Below are 14,251 nucleotides of genomic sequence, written 5' to 3'. Positions count from 1 at the left end.
TCCTCAAAATTTGAATGTACCTACCTAAATTCAGGTGATTTAACCTGTTCAATTTCAATGCTTTAATACATTTTGTTAGGTGTCCTAATAATATTTTTAGACTAGTCTAATTATCAAAACACAATCCAAATCGAGTTATCAACAGCTGATTTAGCTTTTATTAAAAATATATTTAGCTATATCTAAATTAATTTTTATATTTGACTCATTATTGAGATTGAATAAATATGGAATTGACAAGCACTGAGGAGAATTACCTGAAAGCGATCTATCACCTCTCCGATGGAGGAAAGAAAAGTGTATCTACGAATGACATCGCTGCAGAGATGAAAACCAAGGCTGCATCAGTGAGCGATATGCTTCGAAAGCTGGGTGAAAAAGAAGTGATCGAATACCGAAAATATTACGGTCTCCAGATCACTGAATCAGGGAAGCGGCTTGCCCTTCAGACCATCCGAAAACATCGACTTTGGGAAGTTTTCTTGGTGGAGAAATTGAATTTTGCGTGGGATGAAGTTCACGAGGTCGCTGAGCAATTGGAACACATTCACTCCACGCTTTTGATCCAACGACTGGACTCCTATTTGAACTATCCAAAGTTTGATCCGCATGGGGATCCTATTCCGGATGAGTTTGGAGATGTACGGGCCCGGCCACGGGTTCCGCTCAATGAAATGGAAGTGGATCAGACCGGGCAAATCGTCGCGGTCAAAGACAGTTCGGCTGCCTTCCTTCGCTACCTCGACAAAGTAGGCGCCTACATCGGAGCTCGGATTAAGGTTTTGGACAAGGTGGAATTCGACGGTTCTCTGGAGATTTTGGTAGATCAGAAAAAGACGCTCTTCATGTCCAAAGATGTGTCCTGTAATATTTTGGTGTTGCAATCATGAGCAGATACCTGATTCCGTTTTTATTGATTCTGGGTTCTTTTGCCTGCAAAAGCGAATCAAAGGAAAGCAGAACCAAACCATTGATTGTAGCTACGACCAGCATCTTGGCAGATGGAATCAAAAACATGGTCCAAGATCAAGCAGATGTCGTTGCACTTATGCCTGCCGGAGTCGATCCACATTTGTATAAAGCCTCCGTTCGCGATTTGGATCTGTTGACCAATGCTGATCTGGTCGTTTATCATGGATTGTACCTTGAGGGTAAAATGACTGAGATTTTTGAAAAACTTGCCCTCAGTCAAAACCTTATTGACATCTCACAAGGACTGCCACAGACAGATCTGATTCGATCCGGACCGGAAGCGCACAGTGTAGATCCACACATCTGGTTCGATGTTTACCTTTGGTCAAAAGCGATGAAATATACATCTGAACAGATCATCCTTTGGAAACCTGAACTTAAGTCAACCATTGAATCTAATTCAAGGAAATATCTGTCCGACCTTAAAGCGTTAGATCAGGAAGTTCGAACCAAAGTCAATGAACTCCGGTCAGCAGGTCAGGTTTTGGTTACCGCTCACGATGCATTCGCCTATTTCGGCAAAGCCTATCGACTCGAAGTCAAATCCCTTCAAGGGCTTTCGACCCTCAGCGAACCCGGATTGCGTGATTTGACAGAACTAATCACCACAGTCCAGGAAAATAAAGTCAAGGCAATTTTTGCGGAGCAGACCATATCACCAAAAGCCATCCGAGCCGTAGCTGCCGGAGCTGCAGAGCGAAATCATCAGGTCAAACTTGCCGGACCATTGTACACAGATAGTTTGGATGCTGAAGGAACCCCTGCTGGAACCTATATCGGCATGGTCCATACCAATCTAAACATCATCTATGAAAGCCTAATGCTATGATCACTCAGGTAGAAAATCCAATTCTTGAAATCCATGACCTAACTGTAAGTTATGATCAGAATCCTGTGCTTTGGAATGTTGACCTCAGTTTGCCTGCAGGAAATCTGATTGGCATTCTGGGTCCTAATGGAGCTGGGAAGTCGACGCTTATCAAAGCGATCATGGGGCTGATCACTCCTACTTCCGGCTATGTGAAAGTTTTTGACAAACCACTGAACGATGTCAGGGCCAGAATTAGCTATGTGCCCCAACGGGAATCCGTAGACTGGAATTTCCCCGCTTCTGTACTGGATGTGGTCATGATGGGTACTTACGGGAAGCTTGGTCTCTTTCGTCGTCCCGGCAAAAAGGAAAAGGACCTAGCCCTGAAAAGCTTGGAGCAAGTGGGTATGAATGGTTTTGTCAACAGACAGATATCAGAGCTATCCGGAGGACAGCAGCAGCGGGTCTTTATTGCCAGGGCCTTGGCACAGGAGGCAGATTTATACCTGATGGATGAACCATTTGCAGGAGTGGACATGTCCACAGAGACAGCCATTTTCCAATTGCTTCAGGAAATGACTGCTGCGGGTAAGACCGTCATTGTGGTGCATCACGATATTCATTCTGCGATGACGTTCTTTGATTGGATGATTATGTTAAACCTTCATCTTGTAGCCTCCGGACCAAAGGAACTGGTGATGAATGAAGAGATGCTTCGCAAAACCTACGGAGGCAAACTCAATCTCCTGACCCGAGTCACCGATATGATTCGCCAAAAAGACTTCAATCCATTGAAAAGCTGATATGGAAGATTTTGTCTATTTCTTCACCTTTCAGGATCCTTCCATACTTTGGGTGGTTTTGGGAATCATGCTTTTGGGGATTGGTTCTGCTTATGTGGGCACATTTTCCTTTTTGGACAAAAAAGCCTTGCTCGGAGATGCTATTTCACATGCAGTGCTTCCAGGAATTTGCCTTGGATTTATGATGGCAGGAGAAAAGAATCCTGTTTATATCGTCACAGGGGCCTTTATTTCTGGTGGAATTGCCACTTTCCTGAGTTCCTGGCTGAAACAAAACACCAAACTCAGCGAGGATACGATTATTGCGACGATCCTTTCTGTTTTTTTTGGTTTTGGAATCGTGCTTCTGACATCCCTTCAGAAAAGTGGCAATCCGGAGATAGCTGGTTTAAACTCTTTTATTTTCGGCAATGCCATCGGAATTTCCGAGGCTGATCTGATGCTTTATGGAGGGCTTTCATTGGTCATTATTGTGGTTTTGACGCTGTTGCTGAAGGAATTTCGCCTAATGGTTTTTGATCCACAATATGGTAAAGCGATCGGGTTTCCGATGAAAACCATTTCATTCTTGTTCAATGTACTGATGATATTGGCAGTAGTGATCGGCATTCAGGCGATTGGGGTGGTTTTGATGGCTGCATTGCTGATTACGCCCGGAGCAGCCGCTCGATTTTGGACAGATAGATTGAACCCACTTTTGATCCTAGCGGCCATTTTCTCCGTGCTTTCTGGAATTTTAGGAACCTATGTTTCTTTCGTCCTTCCTCAGATGCCGACAGGTCCATGGGTGGTTGTTTTTCTTTCCCTGTTTGCGCTGATTTCATTCTTGATTGCTCCCAAGAGTGGTATCGTTTCTAGGTTTATTTCCAGAAAAAAATACCTCAGGAAAACACATCGGGATCACTTGATGAAGGGACTGTACAAAGCAAAAGAAGAAGGGAAGGAATCCTTGCCCATAGAAGAAATCTATGAACTCTATCCTTACCAAAAGGCACAGACCACCAAGTCAATTTCTGAATTAATTACTATGGGTTTTATAGCTAGGAATCAACAAACTATAGAACTGACAGAGCGAGGAAACTCTGAAGCGATGAGAATAGTCAGGTTGCATCGTCTCTGGGAATTGTACCTCAATGAGTCGATGAATATCGCACCAGACCATGTTCATGATTCAGCCGAACAGCTAGAGCATTTGATCACTCCTGAATTGGAAGCTTTACTCGAGAAAAGACTCAACTACCCTGCTTTAGATCCTCACCAAGAAACTATCCCAAGAGAGAAAAATGACCTTCGATAGCAATGCATTTCTGATCATTTTCACAGGTTCGCTGATTGCGATTTCCTGCGGTTTTCTGGGCGTCTTCATGATGCTTCGCAAAATGTCCATGACCGGTGACGCCATTTCCCACGCGGTGCTTCCGGGAATCGTGATCGGCTATTTCGTTTCAGGTAGCCAGCGTAGCTTAGAAGTCATCATAGGTGCTGGTCTTTTGGGAATTTTAGCCACGCTGATGATTGATTGGCTTCGCAAAAAAGCCCGGGTGCAGTTGGATGCATCCATTGGAATCACGTTCACACTTCTCTTCGCCATTGGCATTATTCTTATTAACCTTCTAGCATACAAAGTGGATTTGGATCAGGAATGTGTTTTATACGGCGAGATCGCTTACTTGCCGATCGATAGCTGGATCACAAAAAGCGGCCTGAACCTTGGCCCAAGAATCACTTGGCTCGCTGGTCTCAATTTCTTTTTTGTTAGTGGGTTTATTTACCTGTTGTTTAAGGAATTGACCCTAACTAGCTTCGATGAAAACTTCAGCTCTGTTATGGGCATACCTTCTAAAGGTGTGAACTTGGCCTTGATGAGTATAGTCTCCTACACCACGGTCAGTAGCTTTGAGTCAGTTGGCGCGATATTAGTTGTAGCTTTGCTTGTGGTACCGCCTGCTACAGCGTTTCTTTGGACCAAAAGTCTGATGCCCCTATTGAAGCTGACGGCTGGTCTGGGGATTTCGATTTCGGTGCTGGGTTATTATCTTGCCTATTGGATCGACAGCTCAATAGCTGGGATGATGGTAACTGTGGCGGGAGGCCTGTTTGGAATTAGTGTCCTGATTCATAGCAAAAAGCCAAGCTGGTTGAGAGGAACTTCTTCCGTCAAGGAACCGTTTGGAGTTTAAATTAGAATTAAGATGAAATACCTAAGTCTGTTTTTGTTTTCGATTTTGCTAAGTGTCACGGCGGAGGCTCAGGATCAAATCAAATGGTTGAAGTTTGAGGAAGCTATCGCTGCGAATGCTGAGAACCCTAAAATGCTATTGGTCGACGTCTATACAGACTGGTGTGGATGGTGCAAAAAAATGGATAAGGAAACTTTCACAGATCCCAAGGTTATCGCGCACATCAACAGCAACTTTTACGCAGTAAAAATGAATGCGGAAGACACGAAGCGCACTTTTGAATTTATGGGTAAAGAATACACAGAAGCCACTATGGCCGCTGCAATGCGCGTTCGCTCCTACCCAAATTTTGTCATCATTGAACCCAAGCTCCAAAACATCGCCCAACTTCCAGGCTACCGTCAACCTGAGGCATTTTTGGCTGGGTTAACTGAATTGGTTGAAAAAGCATTTAAAGCCAAGCCATGAGTTTTTCCCTCTCCGAGCGGGATGATACTATTATCGCATTAGCCACTCCGCAAGGAATCGGCGCCATAGCCGTGATCCGACTTTCTGGAAAAAATGCTATCCGCATAACCAATGCCGTTTTTTTTGGTAAAAATCTGGAAAACCAGCCTACCCATACCATCCATTTCGGAACAATTCGAGATGGGGAAAAAGTAATCGATGAGGTTTTGGTTTCCATTTTCAAAGCGCCAAAGTCTTTTACAAAAGAAAATGTCGTGGAAATCTCCACACATGGCTCTTCTTATATCATCAATCAAGTTCTCAAACTTTTCATCCGTAAAGGTGTGAGACCTGCCAAGCCGGGAGAATTTACCCAGCGGGCGTTCCTTAATGGGCAATTTGACTTGGCTCAGGCTGAAGCTGTGGCAGATTTGATCCATGCTGACTCGGAGACTAGTCACCAAGCGGCCTTGAGTCAATTAAGAGGGGGATTCAGTTCAGAAATACAGGATTTGAGAAATCAGTTGATCCATTTTGCTTCCATGATTGAATTGGAATTGGACTTTACTGAGGAAGATGTGGAGTTTGCGAGCAGAGAAGACTTACGGATTTTGGTGGAAAAAATCCTACGCATCGTCGAAGAACTTATTCTGAGTTTTGATCTCGGTAACGTGATCAAAAATGGAGTTCCTACCGTCATCGCAGGAAAACCCAATGCCGGCAAATCCACCCTACTCAATGCATTGCTCAATGAAGAAAAAGCCATAGTCTCAGACATTGCAGGGACGACTAGAGATTTCATTGAAGATGAAATCAGTATAGGCGGAGTCATTTTCAGATTTATCGACACGGCTGGATTGCGTGAAACAACCGATACTATCGAGGCAATCGGCGTCAGCCGAACTCAGGAGAAGATGAAGACAGCTTCCTTGATTTTGTACCTTTTTGATTTGAGCGACACGGACCTGATCGAGATCAATCGGGACATCAACAAACTTGAAAATTTGGGCGTACCTTTTCTAAAAGTAGCAAATAAGACAGATAAAGCTAATGGAAATATAATCAGTGAGTTAAGGGATATTCATCCTGACACTATTTTTATTTCTGCAGGTAAAAAAGAAAACCTGGAAGCGCTTAAATCCCGTGTTTTGGAACTGGTCAACCTAGACAAATTTCGAACAGGAAATACGATTGTGACCAATGTTCGTCACTACGATTCTTTGACCAAAACGAGAGAATCGCTTTTGGATATTTTAGCAGGACTGGATAATGAGGTCACCAATGATTTTGTCGCCATGGACATCCGCCGATCTCTGCACTACTTAGGTGAGATAACAGGAGCAGTGACTACGGATGATTTGCTGGCGAATATTTTTAGTAAGTTCTGTATCGGAAAGTAAAGGTAAACTGAATTAAGCGGTAGGTGTCAAAGAAACCTTAACAGTTGAGCAATAAGGTCAAGGAATGATTGACCTGAATGAAAAAATCTCAGTGCGAGATTTCCACCATCGGTAAAAAGTATCGCGTATGCCTAAGTTTACCAGTCTTTTTTAGAGCTCCAAGGGCTACCATTTCCGCTAGATCTCTGGTAGCAGTAGCGGGAGAAGTTTTACTGATACGAATGTAATTCTCAGCACTCAGTCCACCTTTGAAACCTTCTGGTCCTTCACGGAACAACCGCAGCGCGACTTTGGACTGACGCTCATTCAGCTTAGTCCGGAATTCTTCAAAGTAGCGAGCCTTTTCCACTATAAATAGAATCAATTTCTGCTCATTGATTTGGGCTTTCAACACCTCTTCAGAAAAATAAACCAACCAATCTGTCACCTCCAACGAGCTATTTGCACGCTTTAAAGCCTGATAGTACGCCTTTTTATTTTGCTCTATTGTACTGGAAAGTGAAGTAATCAAGGGATGCTTTGCTCCCATCGCCAAGGCTTTTTCTGCAATGGCTCGCCCAATTCGACCATTTCCGTCTTCAAAAGGGGGAATTAATTCAAAATAAAGGTGCGCCAAGCCAGCATGAACCAATGTGGGCATTCCTTCGCTAAAAGCTCGATTGAACCAAAGAAGATAATTTTCCATCTCTTTTGGCACCCTATGAGAAGGCGGAGCCTCATAGAAAACTTGAGGCGAATCTAACCTCCCCGATACAATCTGCATCGGATCTACATGAACTCGATAACCTCCGACAATTTCCAAATCAATCCTTCCGTTCATCATCATTTGATTCCAGGAGAATAGGCGCTCTAGGTCAAGAGGCTCATGGTAACTCTTGTAGAGATCCACCATCATTCGGGAAACACCCGTTTCTTTGGGACCAGGCCTTCTTCCATCAGTCAGCAATCCCAGCTGACCACGAATAGATGATTGAACAGAATCTCTGTCTAATATCTCCCCTTCAATTTTCGAGGTATCCAACGCTTCGCTGCTCAAAAGACTTACCTTTAGATCATCCGCATCCTCAGACGACACCAAACTTAGCGAACCTAAAATCAAACCCGTATTCCGATGAAATTCGCGTTCTAATTGAACAAATGTCGCTGGGTCAAATGTGAAGTTTGGCCAATCCGCTCTCTCCCAAATCCATTGCATGAGCTATTGAAATTATTTCTATAGCTCAATAATACGAAATAAATGAGTTATAGAATGACCTTCTATCCCTAACTCAGGAAGAATTTGCAGACAAAGCTGGCGTTGCACTCACCGTAATTCGGAAAATCGAACAAGGCAAGGAAAACCTAAGCCTATCCAAGGTAAATCATGTATTGAGCATGTTTGGTCATGTATTGGCACCTACTAATGCAAAAGATCAGGATAGGTATAGTCAAAAATTGTTCTGATTTCGCTGCTCTTTTAGAAACCTCATCCAGGGGTATTATTTTCTCCAGATCTCTAAAGTTTAGGTGAATGGCGTGCGAGCTTTAAATTTCACCTCTATAACTTTACTAATTTTCAATTGACTAAGACACTGTAAAGATCAAAAATCCACGAAAATCAGGCTTTTTAGTCCTGAGTAATTGCCTGCCTTGGCAGAATTTATAGCACTGCATTAAAGGTATTCTTCCGTTAAAATATATTGTACCTAATAGAAATAAATTTGGATTTTTTCAAAGGATACAGTAGCATATCTCCATTTTTCCACGTCAGGAAAGTAAATTATTTTCTTTAATATTATGAACCACTTTTTTCAATCAAGAAACTCATTAAAAAATCAATTAACCAAGGGAATTGGGATTGTTTTTGCGGCTTGTATTATCAACTTATCCGCATGTAAAGAGAAGGAAGAACCGCTTCCGGAAGGGTTTAACAAGGTGGCAAGTTTTGAACTCATTCCGTTTGATTCAGTATTTACAATCTGGCCCGGAGATCAAGAACTCAATCTTTCTCCAAAATTTACAGCTGCCTTTGGTGAAGAAGTCATTTTACCCAGCATTCCTTCCATTCAATTTTATATTGACGGAAAACGAAGCTCAAATCCACCTCGGATACCCACCGATAAAGAGCGTGAATTTGAGATTTTTGCAAAAATTGGCAAGCTCACATCCAAACCTGTAAAGATTAGAGTGATTGATGTAGATCCCAAGACCTATGTTTCAAGGTTTAAGGCTTCGATGGGAGATTCTACCAAAGCCCCCTATGCAATAAGTGGTAGATCGTTCGTGGATTTTAAAGCCAGTATCTATGACTACAGGGGAAAAGAGTTTGAAGAATCAAATAAACCTCCTTATAAATTTTATTTTGACGGTGTTCAATTAGAAAAGCTGCATCGTGTGCCTATTTTTAGATCTGGAGAAATTCCATTTTGGGTAGAAGTAGGTGGAAAAAAGAGTGAGATTGAAATACTGATTTCCAGAGAATTACCAAATTTTCCTAAAAAATATTCCTTGCCAATCGTGTTTCATGTGGTCCACTCCGGGCAAGAAAAAGGAACAAGGGAAAATCCGGGGCAGGAGAACTTTGTCCAACTTTTGAAGGAAACTAATGACTGGCTTTTAGGAAAGTCAGAATCAGAATTTCGAAAGGGACATAATCAAGTAGATCCCAATATTGAATTTTACCTCGCCCCAAACGGACAGGATGAGAAGCCGCTCGAAGAACCTGGAATTAATCGGATTTTCTCAGAGAAACTATCTTATCCCATTGGAGAAGAAATCACTAGAAAATATGTTTTCGATCAAATGTGGAATCCAAATGAATATGTGAATGTATTTGTAATGAATATTGATGGTCGAGATGGGTTTTCATCTTATCCACCTGGATCCGGTTCAAATATGCCACTTTCAAGATTTTACGGATTTGTTATCAACAAGGGATTTCAGAACTTCCTCATGCTACATGAATTGGGACACTTTTTAGGCCTACCGCATACATTTTCAAATGGTAACCAATGTATCGATGGAGATGGCTTTCAGGATACTGAATCATACAATGATGACTTAAAAAAGACCTTTCTACAATTGAAGACAAACTGCGAGGGAGAATTCTTTTTTGCTACTAATATCATGGATTATTACCCAACCGTTGGAAATAGTTTCACTCTAGATCAAGTTTCCAAAATGAGAAGTACACTTGAAAAGGCTCACTTTTTGCCAATAGCTCCTCATCCCAATGAACGTATAAAAACTCAGGCTTGGAGAGGTAAATTTGATCCAACTATTAAACCGATTGAATAGTAATTTCTCCAATACCTAATTTTAATTTTATGAATTCAAAAGAGGCTTTCCAATTCAGGCTGCAAAAATGATCTGAATAGCTTTTGATTTTTTGAAACAAATGTTCATCATCTTAAGCCTTATTCAGCTCGATAAAAAATCGATTTTGAACCGCGAAAAAAAAGTCCATCTTCAATATGTACCGTTTTTGTACCGATTTTTTCCATTTATCTTATTTACAACTAGTTGCATTTTCTGTATCGGGAAGTAAGTTTATCTTTCCCCTTCATCATTTTCGGCCAGTTTACTTCCTAAACAGCACCCAAGAAAAAAGTGAAGAGCTGTCGGAAAATATGGAATCAATCCTGAATTCCACATTTTTAGAAAGTTCCATCAAAAGTGGTAAATCAAACTTTTGCGAGATTTCAGTTTGGATTACCTCATCTTTTTGGAAAAGAATCACCTCATCTCCTATCCTCACTTTTTGGTCTTTCAAGCTCACCAGAAAACTCTCCGCGGCTCCTGTAATCGGATGGTATGTGCCATAATGGTCAAATGACTCTAATTCAAAATCCCCTCCCAACTCCTTGTTGATGCGATTGAGAAGGTTCAAATTGAATCGTTTGGTAATCCCATGTGGGTCATCATATGCCGCAAGGATTTTTCTCGGATTCTTTTTTAAATCTACGCCAAGGATAAAGTTGTCACCAGTTTTCAATTCCTGATCAATGAACTGCAAAAATTCCTCAGCTTCTTTCCTTTTAAAATTTCCAATGTTGCTTCCTGCAAAAATGAGGACGCGTCGGGTTTTTCGATCTCTTATTTTGGGTAAAGAAATAAAAAAGTCCCCCCACATCGCTTCAATCTTAATTCCTCGGACTTCCTTTGCCATCAACTTGGTATTTTCTTCCAGAATGCCTTGTGAAATATCCAATGGAAAATAGGTGAGATGATCTACGAAGGGATGTAGGACTTTTAGGAAATGGGAAATCTTTCGCCCATCACCTGCACCAAGCTCTACGATGTCCAGCTCCTCTCCCGCTATCTTTTGTGCAATGACTTGGGAATGTCTCTCGATGATCTCCATCTCTGCAGCTGGAAGGTAATATTCAGGCATATCCATGATTTCTTGAAATATCCTAGAACCTTCATCATCATAAAAATACTTGGATGACAGGGTTTTGTGAGATTTCTGTAATCCTGCTAAAACTTCTTTTTTGAAAATTTCCATTAGTTTTTAGTTAGCCAGTCGAATTCCGGAAAAAACCCAACGTGAAGACGGATGAAAAAAGTTTCGATAAGTTGGCCGGGAATGTCCGGAAGGAGTGGCTACAGATGCGCCTCGAAGCACGTGCTGACTTACCATGAACTTTCCGTTGTACTCGCCCAATGCGCCTGGGACTTTGCTGAATCCTGGATAGGGTAAATAGGCGCTGTTGGTCCATTCCCATAATTGGCCCCAGTTCAACTGGTCGGCAGCTACCTCCCATTCAAATTCAGTGGGCAATCTGCATCCTTTCCACGATGCAAATGCACTGGCTTCATAAAAGCTTACATGCTGTACTGGAAGCGATGGATCTACTTTTTGGAATCCATTGAGCGTATAATTCCACCATTCTCCACCTTTTCGGTACCAGTAAAGTGGTGCAGTGATTCCCTCTTTTTTTATGAAACTCAAACCCTCATCCAGCCAATAATCAAAATTCTGATAGCCACCAGCTTCGATAAATTCCATATACTCTCCATTCGTCACCAATTGCACTGCCATTTCAAAAGCTTCCAGAAACACCCGATGTCTTCCCAACTCATTGTCAAAGAAAAAGCCTTCTCCTGCGAAACCTATCTCATAAATTCCCTCAGTAAACTTCCGGAAATCGCTTTTTGCGATTGGTTTGGTTTGAAATTTATCCCCGTAAACAGGAAATGTAGGCTGATTGCCTAAGATATATTTTAGATCATAGACCAAAAGCTCTTGGTGCTGCTGCTCGTGATTGATTCCCAGAATGATTCGTTCGAGGATTTCTTCAGCGGGATCTTGCTTTGTGATCATTTCAATAAGTTTTTCAGTCACATAAGATCGATACTGCATAACTTCTCGTACAGGAGGTCTACTCATCAATCCCCGATTGGGTCTGAGGACTCGCTCTCCCGCATGGTTGTAATAGCTATTGAAAAGAAAAGCAAAATCTTCATGGAACAGCTGGTAATTGGTTGCAAAAGGAATCAAAACGAATTGCTCAAAAAACCAGGTGGTGTGACCTAAATGCCATTTGGGTGGAGAAACATCAATAATGGGTTGTGGAACATAATCTTCCACTTCCAAAGGGGCACAGATGGATTCCGTGAGGCTTCGGGTCGTAAGAAAATCTGTTTTAATTAATTCTTTATTTTTCATAGGATTATCATTTGCATTACAAAGTCCACTTGGTATGCCTTGAATAACTTTACTCCTTTGTGAAGACTTATTCTTAAGGGCATTTCAGGAGTTTTATTTAGATTTTTTTTGCCGGATTGTATGAGCCCATAGTTCTTCGAGAAAATCCTGCATCGCCGATAGCCCTTTCAGTGAGTGTCATTCTAGTCCTGTTTGATTTCATTTACATGTAGGTTAACTATCCTTCGGAAAAATTGAAAGATCAGAAATAGAAAAACAAAGCTGAACGGCAAGGCGCACAGAATCAATAAATTACTTACGGCTTGTAAAAGCTCATCTTTACCTAACCAAACCAGAATCCCAGTGAATAGGAAAATACTAATTCCCCAAAAAAAACGGATTCTCTTTTTTGGTTCTTCTTTTCCCTCATCAGAAAATATACTCAACACAAAAATTGCCGAATCGATCGAGGTGATCAGAAACGTTGCGATTAGCAAAGAGACAAGTAAGTTGCTTAGCAAAGAAAAAGGGAAATTTGAGAAATAGTTGAATAAAGAACTATAGATCGAAGAAAAGGACTCAGGAGCGATCTGGCCAGATTGGATCAGTTCAATACCATTCAGACCAAAGACCGAAAACCAAATAAATGTACCCAGTGCAGGAATAAATAGTGTGGCAAAAACAAGTTCCCGGATAGATCTGCCTTTGGAAATTCTTGCGATAAAAACTCCCGTGAATGGTGCCCAGGATAGCCAAAATGCCCAGTAGAAATAGGTCCAGTCCTTTAAAAAATCCGGAGTGACTTTGGATTCTCCATAATTGAGGCTCATCGTGACGAAATCAATAAGGTACATTTTAATTGCTGCGAAAAAATGAGTGACAGACCCCCAAGTATTGCCCATTATCCACGCAAAGAGCAAAAGAAGTGTTGCTCCCAGAATATTCAAATTGGAAAGTAGCCGGATTCCCTTTCTGACTCCAAAATATGCAGAGACCATCGCTATCGCAGACACCAAAAAAATGGGTAGAATGACGGCATTTTGAGAAAAGCTGGATCCAGTCCAATAGGCTACTGCTTCCATCAGTTGTCTACTTCCCAGCCCTACTCCTGCTACCACGCCAAATAAGGTGCAGATTACAGTCAACAGGTCCAAAAATCCTGCTAGCCACGGATAATTCCATTTGCCTAACAGTGCAGAAGAACTCAAGGCAGTCCCTTTTTTGATGTAAAGATTGTAGGCCACGATCAGTGCCATCAACCCATAAAAAGCCCATGGAGTAAAACCCCAGTGGAAAAAAGTGTATTGCAGCGAGAAGTTGATAGGATCCAAGTCGCTCACTCTGGGAGGATTCTGAAAATAATAGACGGGCTCTTGAACAGCCCGCAAAATCAGTCCTCCGCCCATCCCCGTGGAGTACAACATTGCGATCCAAGAAAGCCACCCAAACTCTGGTTTTCCTTTTCCAAGCTTGATTTTCCCCAGTGGAAGAAGTGCTACTGACAGCATCAAGAATACACAACTGAGGCCCAAAAAAAGATAGTATCCTCCAAAAAGAGACAGGACAAAATCAGTCCCATCATTCAGGTTATCAATCAAATAATCATTGAAAAATAAAACGCAAATCAGGAAAGTCGACAATACTACAGCAGTCAGCCGGAGTAAAATGGATGGATTGGATTTGGCTGTGATTGGATTCAATTCAATTACCGTTTTGGAAAAGTCTTATTTTTCGACTTTGACACCTTTCCAAAATGCAACATACCCCTTGATTCCTGAAGCCATAGGCTTTGTTTCGGGATAGTACCAGGCAGCGTCTTTATTGGTTGATCCATCAACTTCTACAGAAAAATAGGACGCTGTCCCCTTCCATGGACAGACTGTGTGGGTATCTGAAGCTTTGAAAAACTCTTTTTTAACCGAATCCGGAGGGAAATAGTGATTTCCTTCGATGACGATTGTTTGATCACTCTCTGCGATGACTTGGTTATTCCAGATTGCTTTCATAAA

Annotated in this window: 13 protein-coding genes and 1 pseudogene; 9 read left to right on the top strand and 5 right to left on the bottom strand. The window is 41.8% G+C overall.

The annotated features are described in order from the left end of the window. Positions 1 to 227 precede the first annotated feature (227 nt). Genes DK188_RS12900 through mnmE form a run of 7 tightly spaced genes read left to right on the top strand, consistent with a single transcriptional unit; the run spans position 228 to position 6,613 of the window. Positions 228 to 890, top strand: coding sequence for a metal-dependent transcriptional regulator (locus DK188_RS12900; protein ID WP_111671237.1), 663 nt, complete (start codon positions 228 to 230; stop codon positions 888 to 890). Continuing rightward, a complete protein-coding gene (locus DK188_RS12895) occupies positions 887 to 1,801 on the top strand; it encodes a metal ABC transporter solute-binding protein, Zn/Mn family (RefSeq protein WP_232825725.1) in 915 nt (304 codons plus the stop codon). Before DK188_RS12900 ends, DK188_RS12895 begins: the two co-directional genes overlap by 4 nt. After that, positions 1,798 to 2,586, top strand: a complete 789-nt coding sequence (locus tag DK188_RS12890) for a metal ABC transporter ATP-binding protein (RefSeq protein ID WP_111671235.1) — start codon at positions 1,798 to 1,800, stop codon at positions 2,584 to 2,586. The genes DK188_RS12895 and DK188_RS12890 overlap by 4 nt, the downstream gene beginning before the upstream one ends. A gap of 1 nt (position 2,587) precedes the next feature. After that, entirely contained in the window at positions 2,588 to 3,883 is a 1,296-nt protein-coding gene (locus tag DK188_RS12885; RefSeq protein WP_111671234.1) for a metal ABC transporter permease, read from the top strand. After that, the gene (locus tag DK188_RS12880; RefSeq protein ID WP_111671233.1) at positions 3,870 to 4,766 is read left to right on the top strand and encodes a metal ABC transporter permease; all 897 of its coding nucleotides are present in this window, start codon (positions 3,870 to 3,872) and stop codon (positions 4,764 to 4,766) included. The genes DK188_RS12885 and DK188_RS12880 overlap by 14 nt, the downstream gene beginning before the upstream one ends. Before the next feature lie 12 nt (positions 4,767 to 4,778). Further along, positions 4,779 to 5,234, top strand: coding sequence for a thioredoxin family protein (locus DK188_RS12875; RefSeq protein ID WP_111671232.1), 456 nt, complete (start codon positions 4,779 to 4,781; stop codon positions 5,232 to 5,234). Beyond that, positions 5,231 to 6,613: a tRNA uridine-5-carboxymethylaminomethyl(34) synthesis GTPase MnmE gene (gene mnmE / locus DK188_RS12870; protein WP_111671231.1), complete on the top strand. Its 1,383-nt coding sequence runs from the start codon at positions 5,231 to 5,233 to the stop codon at positions 6,611 to 6,613. The genes DK188_RS12875 and mnmE overlap by 4 nt, the downstream gene beginning before the upstream one ends. 88 nt (positions 6,614 to 6,701) lie before the next feature. Here the strand turns inward: mnmE and DK188_RS12865 are convergent, their stop codons facing one another. Beyond that, on the bottom strand, positions 6,702 to 7,808 hold the full coding sequence (locus DK188_RS12865; RefSeq protein WP_111671230.1) for a Fic family protein: 1,107 nt from the start codon (positions 7,806 to 7,808) through the stop codon (positions 6,702 to 6,704). 74 nt (positions 7,809 to 7,882) lie between these two features. On the opposite strand from DK188_RS12865, the pseudogene DK188_RS12860 reads away from it, so the two are divergent. Both DK188_RS12860 and DK188_RS12855 read left to right on the top strand, forming a co-directional pair. After that, positions 7,883 to 8,056 (top strand): annotated as a pseudogene (locus tag DK188_RS12860) (helix-turn-helix domain-containing protein); the annotation flags it as partial. Between the two features lie 333 nt (positions 8,057 to 8,389). Continuing rightward, positions 8,390 to 9,889, top strand: a complete 1,500-nt coding sequence (locus tag DK188_RS12855; protein ID WP_111671229.1) for a M43 family zinc metalloprotease — start codon at positions 8,390 to 8,392, stop codon at positions 9,887 to 9,889. A 283-nt stretch (positions 9,890 to 10,172) separates the two neighbouring features. On the opposite strand, the gene egtD is transcribed toward DK188_RS12855, so the two are convergent. From egtD to DK188_RS12835, 4 genes are all read right to left on the bottom strand, one after another. Continuing rightward, the gene (egtD, locus tag DK188_RS12850) at positions 10,173 to 11,099 is read right to left on the bottom strand and encodes an L-histidine N(alpha)-methyltransferase (RefSeq protein ID WP_111671228.1); all 927 of its coding nucleotides are present in this window, start codon (positions 11,097 to 11,099) and stop codon (positions 10,173 to 10,175) included. Between the two features lie 6 nt (positions 11,100 to 11,105). Next, the gene (egtB, locus tag DK188_RS12845) at positions 11,106 to 12,263 is read right to left on the bottom strand and encodes an ergothioneine biosynthesis protein EgtB (protein WP_111671227.1); all 1,158 of its coding nucleotides are present in this window, start codon (positions 12,261 to 12,263) and stop codon (positions 11,106 to 11,108) included. Positions 12,264 to 12,445: 182 nt separating this feature from the next. Further along, positions 12,446 to 13,942, bottom strand: a complete 1,497-nt coding sequence (locus DK188_RS12840; protein WP_157963237.1) for a BCCT family transporter — start codon at positions 13,940 to 13,942, stop codon at positions 12,446 to 12,448. Positions 13,943 to 13,966: 24 nt separating this feature from the next. Further along, positions 13,967 to 14,248 carry a DUF427 domain-containing protein gene (locus DK188_RS12835; RefSeq protein WP_111671225.1) on the bottom strand — a complete coding sequence of 94 codons (282 nt, stop codon included), beginning with the start codon at positions 14,246 to 14,248 and terminating at the stop codon, positions 13,967 to 13,969. Between the last annotated feature and the right edge of the window lie 3 nt (positions 14,249 to 14,251).

Source organism: Algoriphagus litoralis, assembly GCF_003259255.1.
Classification (GTDB): Bacteria; Bacteroidota; Bacteroidia; order Cytophagales; family Cyclobacteriaceae; genus Algoriphagus; species Algoriphagus litoralis.
This window is presented reverse-complemented; position numbering and strand designations above follow the sequence as displayed.

Coding starts and splice junctions, on each gene's coding strand:
- DK188_RS12890 (WP_111671235.1), top strand. CDS start 1,798: ATGATCACTCAGGTAGAAAATCCAATTCTTGAAATCCATGACCTAACT.
- DK188_RS12880 (WP_111671233.1), top strand. CDS start 3,870: ATGACCTTCGATAGCAATGCATTTCTGATCATTTTCACAGGTTCGCTG.
- DK188_RS12900 (WP_111671237.1), top strand. CDS start 228: ATGGAATTGACAAGCACTGAGGAGAATTACCTGAAAGCGATCTATCAC.
- DK188_RS12855 (WP_111671229.1), top strand. CDS start 8,390: ATGAACCACTTTTTTCAATCAAGAAACTCATTAAAAAATCAATTAACC.
- DK188_RS12875 (WP_111671232.1), top strand. CDS start 4,779: ATGAAATACCTAAGTCTGTTTTTGTTTTCGATTTTGCTAAGTGTCACG.
- mnmE (WP_111671231.1), top strand. CDS start 5,231: ATGAGTTTTTCCCTCTCCGAGCGGGATGATACTATTATCGCATTAGCC.
- egtD (WP_111671228.1), bottom strand. CDS start 11,099: ATGGAAATTTTCAAAAAAGAAGTTTTAGCAGGATTACAGAAATCTCAC.
- DK188_RS12835 (WP_111671225.1), bottom strand. CDS start 14,248: ATGAAAGCAATCTGGAATAACCAAGTCATCGCAGAGAGTGATCAAACA.
- DK188_RS12885 (WP_111671234.1), top strand. CDS start 2,588: ATGGAAGATTTTGTCTATTTCTTCACCTTTCAGGATCCTTCCATACTT.
- DK188_RS12865 (WP_111671230.1), bottom strand. CDS start 7,808: ATGCAATGGATTTGGGAGAGAGCGGATTGGCCAAACTTCACATTTGAC.
- DK188_RS12895 (WP_232825725.1), top strand. CDS start 887: ATGAGCAGATACCTGATTCCGTTTTTATTGATTCTGGGTTCTTTTGCC.
- egtB (WP_111671227.1), bottom strand. CDS start 12,263: ATGAAAAATAAAGAATTAATTAAAACAGATTTTCTTACGACCCGAAGC.